Annotated in this window: 15 protein-coding genes; 8 read left to right on the top strand and 7 right to left on the bottom strand. The window is 76.3% G+C overall.

The window, feature by feature from the left end; genetic code table 11:
- Positions 1–99: 99 nt before the first annotated feature.
- Positions 100–495 (bottom strand): nuclear transport factor 2 family protein, encoded by a 396-nt coding sequence (locus tag ACGF15_RS09735; RefSeq protein ID WP_345615535.1) that lies wholly within the window; start codon positions 493–495, stop codon positions 100–102.
- A gap of 244 nt (positions 496–739) precedes the next feature.
- Between ACGF15_RS09735 and ACGF15_RS09730 the strand changes: the two genes are divergently transcribed.
- The 5 genes from ACGF15_RS09730 to ACGF15_RS09710 are packed head-to-tail and all read left to right on the top strand — an operon-like array spanning position 740 to position 6,123.
- Positions 740–2,014 carry an FAD-dependent oxidoreductase gene (locus ACGF15_RS09730; RefSeq protein WP_362613209.1) on the top strand — a complete coding sequence of 425 codons (1,275 nt, stop codon included), beginning with the start codon at positions 740–742 and terminating at the stop codon, positions 2,012–2,014.
- Positions 2,011–2,736, top strand: a complete 726-nt coding sequence (locus ACGF15_RS09725) for a DUF1365 domain-containing protein (RefSeq protein ID WP_345615537.1) — start codon at positions 2,011–2,013, stop codon at positions 2,734–2,736. Before ACGF15_RS09730 ends, ACGF15_RS09725 begins: the two co-directional genes overlap by 4 nt.
- The gene (locus tag ACGF15_RS09720; protein ID WP_345615538.1) at positions 2,733–3,995 is read left to right on the top strand and encodes a class I SAM-dependent methyltransferase; all 1,263 of its coding nucleotides are present in this window, start codon (positions 2,733–2,735) and stop codon (positions 3,993–3,995) included. Before ACGF15_RS09725 ends, ACGF15_RS09720 begins: the two co-directional genes overlap by 4 nt.
- Positions 3,992–5,302 carry a class I SAM-dependent methyltransferase gene (locus ACGF15_RS09715; protein WP_392797548.1) on the top strand — a complete coding sequence of 437 codons (1,311 nt, stop codon included), beginning with the start codon at positions 3,992–3,994 and terminating at the stop codon, positions 5,300–5,302. Before ACGF15_RS09720 ends, ACGF15_RS09715 begins: the two co-directional genes overlap by 4 nt.
- Entirely contained in the window at positions 5,299–6,123 is an 825-nt protein-coding gene (locus ACGF15_RS09710; RefSeq protein ID WP_392797546.1) for a DUF1295 domain-containing protein, read from the top strand. Before ACGF15_RS09715 ends, ACGF15_RS09710 begins: the two co-directional genes overlap by 4 nt.
- Positions 6,124–6,181: 58 nt before the next feature.
- On the opposite strand, the gene ACGF15_RS09705 is transcribed toward ACGF15_RS09710, so the two are convergent.
- The 4 genes from ACGF15_RS09705 to ACGF15_RS09690 all read right to left on the bottom strand — a co-directional run bounded on the left by ACGF15_RS09705 (position 6,182) and on the right by ACGF15_RS09690 (position 9,523).
- Entirely contained in the window at positions 6,182–6,931 is a 750-nt protein-coding gene (locus ACGF15_RS09705; protein WP_392797544.1) for an anti-sigma factor domain-containing protein, read from the bottom strand.
- A complete protein-coding gene (locus ACGF15_RS09700; RefSeq protein WP_256524459.1) occupies positions 6,928–7,512 on the bottom strand; it encodes a sigma-70 family RNA polymerase sigma factor in 585 nt (194 codons plus the stop codon). Before ACGF15_RS09700 ends, ACGF15_RS09705 begins: the two co-directional genes overlap by 4 nt.
- A gap of 157 nt (positions 7,513–7,669) precedes the next feature.
- Positions 7,670–8,512, bottom strand: a complete 843-nt coding sequence (locus ACGF15_RS09695; RefSeq protein WP_345615542.1) for a siderophore-interacting protein — start codon at positions 8,510–8,512, stop codon at positions 7,670–7,672.
- 105 nt (positions 8,513–8,617) lie between these two features.
- Positions 8,618–9,523 (bottom strand): 5'-3' exonuclease, encoded by a 906-nt coding sequence (locus ACGF15_RS09690; RefSeq protein WP_345615554.1) that lies wholly within the window; start codon positions 9,521–9,523, stop codon positions 8,618–8,620.
- Positions 9,524–9,767: 244 nt separating this feature from the next.
- Between ACGF15_RS09690 and ACGF15_RS09685 the strand changes: the two genes are divergently transcribed.
- A complete protein-coding gene (locus ACGF15_RS09685; RefSeq protein ID WP_256524461.1) occupies positions 9,768–10,358 on the top strand; it encodes a helix-turn-helix domain-containing protein in 591 nt (196 codons plus the stop codon).
- Between the two features lies 1 nt (position 10,359).
- Complete coding sequence (locus ACGF15_RS09680) at positions 10,360–11,115, top strand: helical backbone metal receptor (protein ID WP_345615543.1); 756 nt, start codon at positions 10,360–10,362, stop codon at positions 11,113–11,115.
- Here the strand turns inward: ACGF15_RS09680 and ACGF15_RS09675 are convergent.
- A complete protein-coding gene (locus ACGF15_RS09675; protein ID WP_392797541.1) occupies positions 11,024–12,214 on the bottom strand; it encodes a C4-dicarboxylate ABC transporter in 1,191 nt (396 codons plus the stop codon). The two genes, ACGF15_RS09680 and ACGF15_RS09675, sit on opposite strands and share 92 nt — an antisense overlap.
- A gap of 70 nt (positions 12,215–12,284) precedes the next feature.
- Between ACGF15_RS09675 and ACGF15_RS09670 the strand changes: the two genes are divergently transcribed.
- The gene (locus tag ACGF15_RS09670) at positions 12,285–13,205 is read left to right on the top strand and encodes a LysR family transcriptional regulator (protein WP_345615545.1); all 921 of its coding nucleotides are present in this window, start codon (positions 12,285–12,287) and stop codon (positions 13,203–13,205) included.
- Between the two features lie 84 nt (positions 13,206–13,289).
- Here ACGF15_RS09670 and ACGF15_RS09665 read toward each other — a convergent pair whose 3' ends face one another.
- On the bottom strand, positions 13,290–14,045 hold the full coding sequence (locus ACGF15_RS09665) for a gamma-glutamyl-gamma-aminobutyrate hydrolase family protein (protein ID WP_392797539.1): 756 nt from the start codon (positions 14,043–14,045) through the stop codon (positions 13,290–13,292).
- Between the last annotated feature and the right edge of the window lie 14 nt (positions 14,046–14,059).

The following is a 14,059-nucleotide window of genomic DNA, read 5'->3' as shown; positions in this document are numbered from 1 at the left end:
CGCCGCGGCCCCCGCCGGGCGCACCGCCGCCCGCGGGCCGCGGCTGCGGACGGCGGAGGGACGACCCCGGCAGCCTGGCGGCCCGGGCGGCGGCGGGGCTCAGCTCCAGAAGGCGTCGACCTGGTCGAGGTCCTCGGTGCAGAGGTCGACGTCGGTGACCTTGCCGCCCATGATCGTGAAGAACAGGCCCTCGCGGACCTCGATCCCGCGGTCGCCCCGGTCGGCCCGGGCCGTGTGGAAGGCCATCACATGGCCCCGCCCGTCGGTGAGGACGGCCTCCACCTGGATCTGCAGGGTGCCCTTGGTCTCCTCTCCCATGCGGCGGAAGAGGTCGAGGACCGCGTCACGGCCCTTGTGGTGCCCGGAGAGCGGGTTGTGACCGGGCACGTGGTACACGGCGTCGGCGGTCATCAGTGAGTTCAGCGTCTCCATGTCGCCTTCGCTGAACGCTACGTAGCCCCGGCGGACCAGGGCGCAGTCAGGGTGTTCGGACATCACGGAACACGCGCCTTTCGTTCCTCTTCGTCCTGTTTCCTTCCATCATCCGCCGCTCGCCGGACGCTGTCCACGAACGCCCCGCTCCTCGGCGGGAGGCCGGCGGGACGCCCCCGTACCCGGCGGGGATCCCCGTCCGGACCCGCGCGGTGCGCAAAAAGATCCCCTCCCGACCAATCCGATCGTCCGCCCCGCTCCGAACACGGGGAGAGCGGCGGCCGACGGCCGTCCGGAGGGAGCGGGAATGACTGCGACACAGCGGCGGCGCGTCGCCGTGGTGGGCGGAGGGGTCGCCGGACTGACCGCGGCGTACATCCTCCAGCGCGCCTGCGACGTGACCCTGTTGGAGGCCGACGACCGTCTCGGGGGGCACGCCCACACCCACGAGGTGCCGGGCGCCGACGGACGGCTGCACCGGGTGGACTCGGGGTTCATCGTCCACAACGAGCGCACCTACCCCCTGCTGCTGAGACTCTTCGCCGAACTCGGAGTGGCCACCCAGGACGCGGAGATGAGCATGTCCGTGCGCTGCGAGGGCTGCGGGCTGGAGTACGCCGGAGCGCGCGGCCCCGCCGGGCTGTTCGCCCGCCCCGGGCAGGCGCTGCGCCCCCGCTACCTGAGGATGCTCACCGAGGTGCCGCGCTTCCACCGGAGGGCCCGCCGCCTCCTCGACGGCGAGGGCGGCGACGAGGGCCTGACGGTGGGCCGGTTCATCGAGGACGCCGGCTTCTCCCGCTACTTCCGGGCCCACTTCATGGCCCCGGTCGTCTCCTGCGTGTGGTCCTGCGACGCCGAGACCGCACTGCGCTACCCGGCCCTGCACCTGTTCCGCTTCCTCGACCACCACGGGATGCTCGGCATCACCGGCTCCCCGGTCTGGCGCACCGTCACCGGCGGTTCACGGGAGTACGTGGACCGGATCGCCAAGCAGCTGACCGCCGTGCGCACCGGTACGCCCGTGCGCAGCCTGCGCCGGTACCCCGGCGGCGCCGAGGTCACCACCGGCGACGGCGCCACGCGCTCCTACGACGGCGTGGTCGTCGCCACCCACCCCGACCAGGCGCTGCGGCTGCTCGCCGACGCGAGCGGGGAGGAGCGCCGCACCCTCGGCGCGTTCACCTACTCCCGGAACACCACCGTGCTCCACACGGACGCCTCCCTGCTGCCCCGCACCCCCGGCGCCCGGGCCGGCTGGAACTTCTCGATGCCCGGCTGCGACGCCGGAGCGGGTGCCGTCCGGGTGAGCTACGACATGAACCGGCTCCAGCGGATCGACGCCGCCGAGCGCCATGTGGTCACCCTCAACGGCTCCGACCGCGTCCCCGCCGACCGGGTCCTGGCGCGCATGGAGTACGAGCACCCCGTCTTCACCCCCGAGTCGGTCGCCGCGCAGCGCCACCTGCCGGGACTCAGCGGCCCGGTGACCGCCTTCGCCGGGGCCTACCACGGCTGGGGGTTCCACGAGGACGGCTGCCGCTCGGGGGTCCTGGCGGCCCGGGCCCTGGGTGTCACCTGGTGAGCGCCGCCCTCTACCCCTGCACGGTCACCCATGTGCGCACCGGCCCCACCCGCTACGCCCTGCGCCACCGCACCTACCTCTGGCTGCTCGACCCCGACGAGCCTCCCCGGCTGCCGCCGCCGCTGCGCCCCTTCGCCCGCTTCGAGGCCCGGGACCACTTCGGCGGGACCGCTCCGACCATCCGCGCCGGACTGGCCGCCTTCCTCGCCGCCCGCGGCGTCGAACTCGGCGACGCCCGGGTGCTGATGCTCGCCCACGGCCGGGTCCTCGGGCACGTTTTCAACCCGCTGACCCTGTACTGGTGCCGCCGCGCCGACGGCACCCCGCTGTGCACGGTCGCCGAGGTGCACAACACCTACGGGGAGCGCCACTGCTACCTGCTCCGTGCCGACGGCGCCCACCGGGCCTCGGTGGACAAGGAGTTCTACGTCTCGCCCTTCTTCGACGTGGACGGCCGCTACCGCATGCGGCTGCCCGAGCCCGGGCAGCGACTTCAGCTGACGGTGCGTCTGGAGCAGGGGCCGGAGCGGCCCTTCACCGCCACCGTGCGCGGCAGGAGGACACCGGGTACCGCCGCAGGTCTGCTGCGCTGCCTTCTCCGCCGCCCGCTGTCGACCCTCGCCGTGTCCGCCGCCATCCGCTTCCACGGCATACGCCTGTACCTGCGCGGCCTGCCCGTCAGGCCCCGTCCCCGCCATCTGCCCCAGGAAGGTGTCCAGTGACCGTTCCCGTCGTCCCCGCGCCCGTGCGCACCGACCGCGTCGACGCGGCCCGGTGGCCGGACGTCGCCGCGCTGCCGAAGGCGTCCCGGCTGCGCACGGCGGCCGCCGAGCGGATCGTGCGCCATGCGGTCCGCTCCCTGCCGCTGAGGCTGCGACTGGCCGGCCGCTCCCGCCCGCTGGGCCTCGGCGGACCGCTCCTCGACGTCCACGACCCCGAGGCCTTCTTCCGCCGCATCGGTGCGGGCGGTCTCATCGGCTTCGGCGAGTCGTACATGGCCGGGGAGTGGGACGCCCCCGACCTGGTCGCGGCGCTCACCGTGCTCGCCGGGAACGCCGGGACCCTGGTGCCCCCGCGGCTGCAGCGGCTGCGCGCCGCCTGGGCGCCGAAGCAGCCCGCCCGGCACCGCAACACCGCGGACGCCACCCGGGCCAACATCAGCCACCACTACGACCTGTCGAACGAGCTGTTCGCGCTCTTCCTCGACGAGACCCTCACCTACTCCTCCGCGCTCTTCCGCGGCTTCCCCGCCGAGGCGGCGCTGCTCCCGGCGGCCCAGCGGCGCAAGATCGACCGGTTGCTGGACCTGGCCGAGGTGGGCGAGGGGACCAGGCTGCTGGAGATCGGCACCGGCTGGGGCGAGCTGGCCCTGAGGGCGGCCGCCCGCGGTGCGCGCGTCGTCACCGTCACCCTCTCCGCGGAGCAGCAGCGGCTGGCGCAGCGCCGCCTCCGCGAGGCCGGTCTCGCGGACCGGGCCACCGTCCTGCTGCGCGACTACCGCAAGGTGGCCGGCGTCTACGACGCCGTCGTCAGCGTCGAGATGATCGAGGCCGTCGGCGCGGAGTTCTGGCCCGAGTACTTCGCCACCCTGGACCGCCTCCTCGTGCCCGGAGGGAGGGCGGCCCTCCAGGCCATCACGATGCCCCACGAGCGGATGCTGGCCTCCCGGGACACCCACACCTGGATACAGAAGTACATCTTCCCCGGCGGGCAGATCCCCTCGGTCGAGGCCGTCGAGCAGAGCACCGGGGCCACCGCCCTGCGCACCACCCGGCGCGATGGCTTCGGCGCCCACTACGCCGAGACCCTGCGGCTGTGGCGCGAGTGCTTCACGGAACGGGCGGAGCAGGTCGGGGAGCTCGGCTTCGACGAGACCTTCCGGCGGATGTGGACCTTCTACCTCGCCTACTCCGAGGCCGGGTTCCGCTCCGGCTACCTCGATGTGCAGCAGATCCGGCTCACGAAGGGAGAGACGGCATGACCGCGACCACCGCGGCGCGCGCGGGCACCGGGCCGGGCGCCGCGCAGCGGCTGCTGCCCCTGGTGGAGGAGTTCCTGGGCGGCCGGCTGCCCCTGCGGCTGCGCGCCTGGGACGGCTCCACCGCGGGGTCCGGCGGCGGCCCCGTGGTGGTGCTCCGCTCCCGCAGGGCGCTGCGGCGCCTGCTGTGGCGCCCCGACGAACTCGGCCTCGCCCGGGCCTATGTCACCGGGGACCTCGATGTCGAGGGCGACCTGGCGGAGGCCCTGCGCACGATGTGGGCCGCCGCCCGGCACCGCGCCCTCGCACCGCCCCGGCTCTCCGCGGGCGACCGCGCCCGTGCCCTGCGGACGGCCGCCCGCCTCGGCGCCCTCGGTCCCCGTCCGCCCGTCCCCGCCGCGGAGGCCAGGCTCACCGGGGCGCTGCACAGCAGGGCCCGCGACCGTGCCGCGATCAGCCACCACTACGACCTGTCCAACGCCTTCTACTCCCTGCTGCTCGACGAGACCCTGGCCTACTCCTGCGCCTACTGGTCCGGGACGGAACCGGAGCAGACGCTCGCCGGGGCGCAGCACGCCAAGCTGGAGCTGGTGTGCCGCAAGCTCGGGCTGCAGGGCGGCGACCGCCTGCTGGACGTCGGCTGCGGCTGGGGTTCCCTCACGCTGTACGCCGCCGAGCGGTACAAGGTGCGCGTCACCGCGGTGACGCTCGCCGCGGAACAGGCCGGGCACGTCCGCGCCCAGGTCCGCGAACGGGGTCTGGGGGAGCTGGTCGACGTCCGTCTGCGCGACTACCGCGACCTGGACGGCGGCGGGTACGACGCGGTCTCCTCGATCGAGATGGGCGAGCACGTCGGCGACGCCGAGTACCCCGCCTTCGCCTCCCTGCTCCACCGGATGCTCCGGCCGGGCGGGCGCGTGCTGGTGCAGCAGATGTCCCGGGGCGCTCGCGCACCCGGCGGCGGGGCGTTCATCGCGTCGTACATCGCCCCCGACATGCACATGCGCCCGGTCGGCGACACGGTCTCGCTGCTGGAGGGCGCGGGGCTGGAGGTGCGCTCGGTGGAGTCGCTGCGGGAGCACTACACGCGCACGGTGGGCGCCTGGCGGGACACGCTGGAGGAGCGCTGGGGGGAGTTCTCCGCGCTGGTCGGCGAGGAGACCGCCCGGGTCTGGCGGCTCTACCTCGTCGGCGGCGGGCTGGCCTTCGAGGAGCGGCGGATGGGCGTCGACCAGATCCTGGCGGTCCGGCCCGCGGAGGACGGCGGCTCCGGGATGCCCCCGACGCCGGGGGAGTGGTACGCGCCGTGAACGGCTTCGCGTGGGCGGCCTTCGCCCAGGGGCTCGTACCGTGCGCCGCCGCCGCGCTGGCGGTGATGCTGGCGACCTTCGCCGTCGCCGTGCGCCGGGGGCTGCACCGGATCGTGGACGTCGCCTGGGGGATCGGCTTCGCCGCCGTGGCACTGGTCTCCCTCGCCGCCTCCTCGGGCGAGGGGGACCCCCTGCGCAGGGCGCTGGTGACGGTCCTGACCTGCGTATGGGGCCTGCGCCTTGCGGTGCACATCGCCCGCCGGGGCAGGGGCCACGGCGAGGACCCGCGCTACGAGCGGCTGCTCTCCCGCGCCCCGCGCAACCGGAACCTGTACGCGCTGCGGATGGTGTACCTGCTCCAGGGCGGACTGGTGTGGCTGGTCTCCCTGCCGGTGCAGGCGGCCTCCTACGTCCAGGGCCCGGCCGGGACCGCCGTGTGGGCGGGCTGCGCGCTGTGGCTGGCCGGCCTGCTCTTCGAGGCCGTCGGCGACGCCCAGCTCGCCCGCTTCAGGGCGGACCCCGCGAACCGGGGCAGGATCATGGACCGCGGCCTGTGGTCCTGGACGCGCCACCCCAACTACTTCGGCGACTTCCTCCTCTGGTGGGGCCTGTTCCTCTTCGTGGCCGACGCCCCCGCCGCGGCCGCCGCCTGCCTGGTGAGCCCCGTGGTGATGAGCCTGCTGCTCACCCGGGGGAGCGGCAAGCGGCTGCTGGAGCGGCACATGGCCGACCGGCCGGGCTACGCCGCGTACGCCGCCCGGACCAGCGGCTTCTTCCCGCTGCCTCCGCGGCGGACCGCGGGCGGACCCGCCCGCCGGTGATCCCGGGGGGCCCCGCGGCGCGGCCGCGGGGCCTGCCCCGGCCGGGGCCCGGCAGCCGTCAGGCGGGGAAGGACATCAGCGCGACGGGCGCCGAGGTCGGCTGGGGCGAGCCTCCCGCGGGCTCGACCGTCACCCCCATGCCCGTGGCGCCGTCGAGCGGACCGTCCATCAGCAGCACCTGCGCCGTCTGCGAGGGGTCCATCAGCCCGGCGGGCCGCATGGCGCCCTCGTCGTCGTACCAGAGCTGGTACACCGAGCCCGCCGGCGGTTCGGGCATCCCCGAGGCGGCGAACACCGCCTGGTTCCGGCTGCGGGAGACCACCACCGTGGCCCGGGCCCCGTCCGCAAGCTCCCCTCCGCTGACCACCGCGTCGGGAGCGGCCAGCACCGCGGTCAGCTCGTCCGCCCGCTGCTCGGCCCGCTGCGCCTGCGCCCGGGCGTCCTCGGCCTGCTGGTGCTGCCAGAGGGCGATCCCGCCGAAGGCCGCGGCGGCGGCCACGCAGGCGGCCAGCACCAGGCGCGGCACCGCCCGCCGCCCCAGGCGGTTCACCCGGCGCGCCTGGCGCGCCACCACCGGCGGCTCCTGCCGCTCGGCGGCGATCCGGGCCATGACCCGCGGCTTGAGCTCGGCCGGTGCGGTCGTCTCCACCGCCGCGGCCAGCTTCCCGGCGGTGGCGGCCAGTTCGCGCACCTCCTGGGCGCAGGAAGGGCAGGCGCGCAGGTGCCGCTCGAACTCCCCGTGCTCCTCGGGGGACAGCGCGTGCAGCACATAGGCCCCGGTCAGCATGTGCAGGTCCGCCGTGTTCACACGCTCACCCCAAGGCAGTCGCGCAGCCGGATCAGCCCGTCGCGCAGCCGTGTCTTGACCGTGCCGAGCGGTACCGCCAGCAGCTCGGCGACCTCACGGTAGGCGAGCCCGCGGTAGTAGGCCAGGGTCACCGACTGGCGCTGAAGCTCCGTCAGGCCGCCGAGGCAGCGCCGCACCTGCTCGCGCTCCAGGCGCGCCTCGACCTGCTCGGTCACCTCGTCGTAGGCGGGCGTCCGCTCCAGCAGCGCGGCCCGGTGCTCCCGGTCGGTGGCCGCCTGCGCCGAACGCACCCGGTCCACCGCCCTCCGGTGCGCCAGGGTGAGGATCCACGTCCGTGCGGACCCCAGGGAGGGCTTGAAGCGCGCGGCGGTGCGCCACACCTCGACCAGCACCTCCTGGGTCACCTCCTCCGACTGCGCGGGGTCCCGCAGCACCGCGCGCACCAGGCCGAGCACCGTGCCGCTCACGGCGTCGTAGAGCTCGGCGAAGGCGTCCTGGTCGCCGCGGGCCACCAGGGCGAGCAACTCCTGGAGATCGGGCCCCGCCAGGGCGGGGCCGCCGATGGGGGCGGGTTCGTTCACGCGGGCGTTCCTCCACGGTGCGCACGGCTGCGGACATGAGTCACCCCGTATTCGGAGCCGGACCCCGAACGGATTGGTCCACTGCCGCGCATGGTGTCACGAGCACGCCACGCGCCGGCCCCGCAGCGGCGCCCGGCGGCCGGGCGGCGCGTACGGCTCAGCCGGCCGCCTCCTGCTCCCGCTCCACCTGCTCGTTCCACTCGCGCTTGACCGCCCGCCACGCCTCGTCGGTCTGGCCCAGGCGCCAGTACCCGGAGATCGACAGCCGCTCGCGCGGGATCCCCCGCTCCTGGCGCAGGTGCCGCCGCAGCTCCTTGACGAAGCCCGCCTCGCCGTGGACGAAGGCCGAGACCTCGCCGGGCGGCGCCTCAAGGGCCGTCACCGCGGCCACCAGGGCCTCGCCCACCGGGCGGGCGCCGCGGTGCAGCCAGCGGATCTCGACACCGTCGGGGGTGACGACCTTCTGCTCCTCCTGCGGTCCCGCCACCTCCACGAAGGCGTGCACCACCGCACCGGCCGGCATCCGCTCCAGCGAGGCCGCGATGGCGGGCAGGGCGCTCTCGTCGCCCGCGAGCAGATGCCAGTCGGCCTCCGGGTCCGGGGCGTAGCCGCCGCCCGGACCGAGGAGGCGGACCGTCTCCCCGGCGCGGGCCCGGGCCGCCCAGGGACCGGCCAGCCCCTCGTCGCCGTGGACGACGAAGTCGACGGCCAGCTCCCGGTGGGCTGCGTCCCACGAGCGGACGGTGTAGGTCCGGTTGGCCGGCCACTGCTCCCGGGGGAACTCGGCGCGGATCCGGTCCAGGTCGAAGGGCTCGGGGTAGCGCACGCCCTCCGGCGCGAAGACGAGCTTCACGTAGTGGTCGGTGAAGGAGCCCAGGGCGAAGGCGGTGTCCGGGGGCAGCGTCAGCACCACCCGGACCATGTGCGGGGTGAGCCGCTCGGTGCGCAGCACCGTCGCCTCGTGGACCTGCGGTGCCTTGCGGGCCGGCTGATCTGCCACGTGCTCTCTCCCCTGGTGCGCAGCTGCTTAGGCTTGCCTAAGTTAGCACTCCGCCGGGGCGGGTGCCGTCCCCGCCCCGTCTCCCGGCCCGGGAGCCGCGCGGCCTCACCCCGCCAGGGCGGAGAGCAGCCGCACGACGGCGCCGCCCAGCCCCCACCGGGCGGCGAGCGCCTCCAGCGCGGCCGGGTCGCGCGGCGCGGCGGGGAGGGCCGGGTCGAACTCCGGCAGCGGGACGTCGCGCGCCACCCCGACCACGGTCGGCGCCACGGCCAGGTAGGGGCGCGCCTCCTCCAGGCGCCTGCGCTGCGCCGGGGTGAGCGCGGAGGTGCGGTCCCCGGCGGCCGCGAGGATCCCGGCCAGGTCCCCGTAGGCGTCCAGCAGCTTCGCCGCCGTCTTCTCCCCGATGCCCGGCACGCCCGGCAGCCCGTCGCTGGGGTCGCCGCGCAGCAGGGCCAGGTCCGCGTAGCCGCTGCCGTCGACGCCGTACCGGGCCCGCAGCCACTCCTCGTCGGTCACCTGGAGGGTGCCGACGCCCTTGAGCGGGTACAGCACCCGGCGCCGGCGCGCGTCGTCCACCAGCTGGAACAGGTCCCGGTCCCCGGTGACGATGTCGACCGGGCCCTCGGCCCGCGCCGTGAGGGTGCCGATGACGTCGTCCGCCTCGTAGCCGTCGGCGCCGACGCGGGCGATGCCGACCGCCGCCAGCACCTCCCGGATCACCGGCACCTGCGCCTCCAGGGCGTCCGGCGTCTCCTCCACGTCGGGGGCCCCCGGCTGCTCCTCGGCCACCCGGTGGGCCTTGTAGGAGGGGATCAGGTCCACCCGCCACTGCGGCCGCCAGTCGTTGTCCCAGCAGGCCACCAGGTCGTCGGGGCGGTGGTCCTGCACCAGCCGGGCGATGAAGTCCATCAGGCCGCGCACCGCGTTGACGGGGGTGCCGTCGGGGGCGCGCACCGAGTCGGGGACGCCGTAGAAGGCGCGGAAGTACAGGGAGGCGGTGTCGAGGAGCATCAGGCGTCGCGTCACACGGACGATGATGCCGTACCCCGCCGGCACCCGGCGGGTGCTCCCGCGGCCGGGGGAGGCCCGTCCCGGGGCCGTCCGCCGGAGCACCGCGCCCCCGGCGCGCGGGTGCCCGTGCGCCCCCTGCGACCCCCGCACCCCCGTCTCCGCCGATCCGGCTCCGTTCTCGGCGAGTGCCGGGGGGCGGATGCTGCGTATGGTGAGACAGGACCCAGGGGAGGGGAGCCCGGCCATGGACGACAAGGACGGCAAGGACACCAAGGAGAGAGAGGAACCTCTCCGGGTGGGCGCGGCCGTGCGCAAGCGCCGGAGGGTGCTGCGGCTCACACTGGCCGCCGTCTCCGCGCGCAGCGGCCTGTCCGTGCCCTTCCTCAGCCAGATCGAGAACGAGCGCGCCCGCCCCAGCGACCGTTCCCTCCAGCGGGTGGCCGCCGCCCTGGACACGACGGTCGCCGTGCTGCTCGCCGCCTCGGACACCACCCGCACCGTGGACCTCGTCCGCGCCCCCGACGACGCCCACCCCGGCGGGCCCGCGGGCGTCCGCTCCCTGGTGCGCGGGCGCCACCAGCTGAACGCGGTGGAGTACACCGGCGACCACCAGAGCGAGGGCGAGTTCCAGCACCGCAACGACGAGCTGCTCTACGTCGCCGACGGCGCCGCCGAGGTGGAGGCCGAGGGCCGCGCCTACCGCCTCGGCCCCGGCGACACCCTGTTCCTGTCCGGGGGCGTCCGCCACCGCTGGCGCGCCACCACGGCCGACACCCGCATCCTGGTCGTCGCCGTCGCCGGGCACCTCGCCGCCGCCCCGGCGCCCCGGACCTGACGTGGCCCGCCCCGGCGCCGCCCCGAGGGTCGTCTCGCTCGTCCCGTCGCTGACCGAGGCCGTCGCCGTCAGCGGCCCCGATCTGCTCGTCGGCGCCACCGACTGGTGCACCCGTCCCGCCGCCCTGGACGTCGTCCGCGTCGGGGGCACCAAGAACCCCGACGTGCGCGCCGTCGCCGCGCTCCGCCCCGACCTGGTCGTCGCCAACGAGGAGGAGAACCGCCCGGCGGACCTCGACGCCCTGCGCGCGGCCGGGCTGCGCGTGGCGGTCACCGAGGTCCGCACCCTGGAGCAGGCGTTCCGGGAACTGGAGCGCGTCCTGGTCGAGGGCTGCGGGCTGGCCCGGCCCGCCTGGCTGGACCGGGCCGAGGACGCCTGGTCCGCGCTTCCCGCCGTCCCCGCCGTCCCCGTGGTCGTCCCGATCTGGCGGCGGCCCTGGATGGTCCTGGGCCGGGACACCTTCGCCGGGGACCTGCTCGCCCGGCTCGGCGCGGCCAACGTCTACGCGGGCCACGGCGAGCGCTATCCGAAGGTGCCGCTGGACCGGCTCGCCGCCTGCGGTGCCGAGCTGGTGGTACTGCCCGACGAGCCCTACGCCTTCGGTCCCGGCGACGGCCCCGAGGCGTTCCCCGGTACGCCCGCCGCGCTGGTCGACGGCAGGTCCCTCACCTGGTACGGGCCGTCGCTGGTGCAGGCTCCCCGGGTGCTGGGGGAGGCGCTGCGGGCAGCTCGCCCCGCAGCAGGGCCCGGAGGGTGAGCGCACCCGCCGCGGCCCAGGCCGCCACCAGTACCCCGTACAGCGCCACGGCCAGCCCCCGGTACGCCGCCAGTCCGGTGTGCCCGGCCAGCGCCCACGCCGCCGTCACACAGGTGCCCACGGGGAAGGTGAACGCCCACCAGCCCAGCGTGAACGGCATCCCCCCGCGGACCGCGCGCACCACCACGGCGGTGGCCAGCCCCAGCCACAGCAGCGCGAAGCCGGTGACGGGAACGCCGTAGACGACCGCCAGGGCCTCCAGCGCCCGGGCGTGGGAGGCGTCCACGGCGCCCGGGGCCACGTCGGCCAGCTTGTTCACCGCGGTGGTCGACTGCCCCAGCGGTCCGAGGACGAGGAACAGCGAGGGCGCCGCGGCCGCCGCCGGGGGCCCGTGGTGCAGCAGGCGGGCGAAGACCACGGGAAGGATCAGCCCCGTCGCGAGCAGGCTGAGCCCGAACAGCGAGTACCCCGCGAGCAGCAGCGCCTCCCTCCCCTGCCCGGGCGGGGCGTGGGGCACCAGCAGCGGTACGCACGAGGCCGCCACCATCGGCGCCACCACCGGGAGCAGCCACACCGGAGAGGCGTCCTCGGGTGCCACCCGGTGCCGTACCACCATCAGATAGGGCACCGCGACCGCGACCACCAGGGCGACGGCCGTCCCGGTGGCGAAGAGCACGGCCGCCACCGGGAGCGCGGCCGGCCCCAGCACCTCCCGCCCGGCCGTGGGCGCGCCCGCCCCGACGGCCAGCAGCGCCATCGCCAGGCAGCCGTGGAACGGGGCGACGGCCGGGTCGAGCAGATGCGCCCGGGCCCGGTCCCGGTGGAGCGCCCAGTGCACGGCCCGCGCGCCCAGCAGGACGCACAGCGCCGCCGCGGCGAGCCCCCACACCCCGCCGAGGAGGGCGGACGCCACCGGCACCCCGTGGACGGAACCGCCGCCGGAAAGCCCGCTCCGCAGCTCGGCACCCGCCCCGGCCACGGCCGCGGTACCCATCACCGCGGCGTACCACTGGGGGCTGAGGTGGCGGACCGAGGGCGCCCTGGAGGCCCTCGGCAGGGCGGGGAGCGGGCGTGCGGAGGGGGGTGCGAGGGCGGTCATACGGCCACTGTCGCGGGCGGACGGGGCCCCCACCAGGGACTCCGCCGCTATCGCCTCATAAGCTGGTCTTATGAGCGAAGAGGAGCGGGTGCCGCTGGCCCACCGCGTACCCGACCTGGGGGCGCTGGAACTGCTGCTCGCCGTGGCCCGGCACGGCAGCCTCGGGCGCGCGGCCCGCGAGGTGGGCATCACCCAGCCGGCGGCGAGCAGCCGCGTCCGCTCGATGGAGCGCCAGCTCGGGGTGGCGCTGGTGGAGCGCTCCCCGCGGGGCTCCCGCCTCACCGAGGCCGGGGCGCTCGTCACGGACTGGGCGCGGCGTGTGGTGGAGGCGGCGGAGGCCTTCGACGCCGGGGCGCAGGCCCTGCGCGGGCGCCGCGACTCCCGGCTGCGCGTCGCCGCCAGCATGACCATCGCCGAGTACCTGCTGCCCGGCTGGCTGATCGCCCTGCGCGCCGCGCGGCCCGACACGGCCGTCTCGCTCCAGGCGGGCAACTCCGCGGCGGTCGCCGAGCGCCTGCTCGCGGGCGAGGCCGACCTGGGCTTCGTGGAGGGGCTCGCCGTGCCGGAGGGGCTGGACGGGACCGTCATCGGCCACGACCGGCTGCTCGTCGTGGCCGCGCCGGGCCACCCCTGGGCGCGCAGGCGCCGGGCGCCGCTGACCCCCGAGGAGCTGGCGGGCACACCGCTGGTGCTGCGCGAGCGCGGCTCGGGGACCCGGCAGGTGCTGGACTCGGCGCTCTCCTCCCACGGGGGGCTTGCCGCACCGCTGCTCGAACTGGCCTCCACGACGGCCGTGAAGGCCGCCGCGGTCAGCGGGGCGGGGCCCGCGGTCCTCAGCGAGCTGGCGGTCGCCGAGGAGCGGGCCTCGCGCCGCCTGGTCAGGATCCCCGTGGAGGGGGTCCGCCTGGACCGCGACCTGCGCGCGGTGTGGCCGCACGGGCACCGGCCGACGGGCCCGGCGAGGGACCTGCTGGGCCTGACCCGCGGGTAGCGGCCGGCCGCCCCCTGCCGGGGCGGGGGCCGTCCGCAGCTGCCCGGGCGGCACGCCGGGCACCTGCGGACGGGACGGGGCCGGTCAGCAGCGGGGGCCGACGGGCGCCTGCGGACGCGGGGCGGCGGCCGCCGCCCCGCGGGCCGCGGCGACCAGCCCGGCCGCCACCCGGGTGTCCCCGCCCATCTCCGGGTGCCACTGGACGCCCAGCACCCAGCCCCGTCCGGAACCGGGCGGCGGCTCCAGGGCCTCGACCGTGCCGTCCTCTGCGTGGGCGGAGGCCAGCAGGCCCTCGCCGAGGCGGTCCACGGACTGGTGGTGGTGGGTCGGCACCCCGAAGGGCTCCGGGACCAGCCCGGCGTAGCGGGTGCCGGGCACCGGGGTGACCGTGTGCTCCCCGAACACGCCCGTCGTGGAGCCGTCCGGCCCGCCCGCATGCCCGTCCAGGTGCTGCACCAGCGTCCCGCCGAGGGCCACGTTCAGCAGCTGCATCCCGCGGCAGACGCCGAGGAGGGGGGTGCCGCGCTCCAGCGCGGCCCGGACGAGCGCCAGCTCCCAGGCGTCGCGCTCCGGTGCGGGCGGCCCGGTGCGGGGGGAGCGGGCGGCGCCGTAGCAGGACGGGTCGACGTCCGGCCCGCCCGCGACGAGGACGCCGTCCATCCGGGCCACCACCTCCGCCGCCGTCCCCGGCGGCCCGGGCGGGAGCATCACGGGCAGTCCGCCCGCCGCCGCCACGAGCGCCGGGTAGGCGGCCGGCAGCAGCGCCGCGGGCAGGTCCCACACGCCCCAGCGGGCGGAGGCCTCCAGGTAGGTGCTGATTCCGATCAGCGGTCGGTCCACGAAATCCTCCTGCG

Origin of the sequence: Streptomyces sp. NPDC048001 (assembly GCF_043203115.1) — a bacterium.
GTDB lineage: Bacteria > Actinomycetota > Actinomycetes > Streptomycetales > Streptomycetaceae > Streptomyces > Streptomyces sanyensis.
This window is presented reverse-complemented; position numbering and strand designations above follow the sequence as displayed.

Excerpts from the sequence above, each read along its gene's own strand:
- ACGF15_RS09735 (WP_345615535.1), bottom strand. The coding sequence starts at position 495 with ATGTCCGAACACCCTGACTGCGCCCTGGTCCGCCGGGGCTACGTAGCG.
- ACGF15_RS09730 (WP_362613209.1), top strand. The coding sequence starts at position 740 with ATGACTGCGACACAGCGGCGGCGCGTCGCCGTGGTGGGCGGAGGGGTC.
- ACGF15_RS09715 (WP_392797548.1), top strand. The coding sequence starts at position 3,992 with ATGACCGCGACCACCGCGGCGCGCGCGGGCACCGGGCCGGGCGCCGCG.
- ACGF15_RS09690 (WP_345615554.1), bottom strand. The coding sequence starts at position 9,523 with ATGCTCCTCGACACCGCCTCCCTGTACTTCCGCGCCTTCTACGGCGTC.
- ACGF15_RS09685 (WP_256524461.1), top strand. The coding sequence starts at position 9,768 with ATGGACGACAAGGACGGCAAGGACACCAAGGAGAGAGAGGAACCTCTC.
- ACGF15_RS09675 (WP_392797541.1), bottom strand. The coding sequence starts at position 12,214 with ATGACCGCCCTCGCACCCCCCTCCGCACGCCCGCTCCCCGCCCTGCCG.
- ACGF15_RS09670 (WP_345615545.1), top strand. The coding sequence starts at position 12,285 with ATGAGCGAAGAGGAGCGGGTGCCGCTGGCCCACCGCGTACCCGACCTG.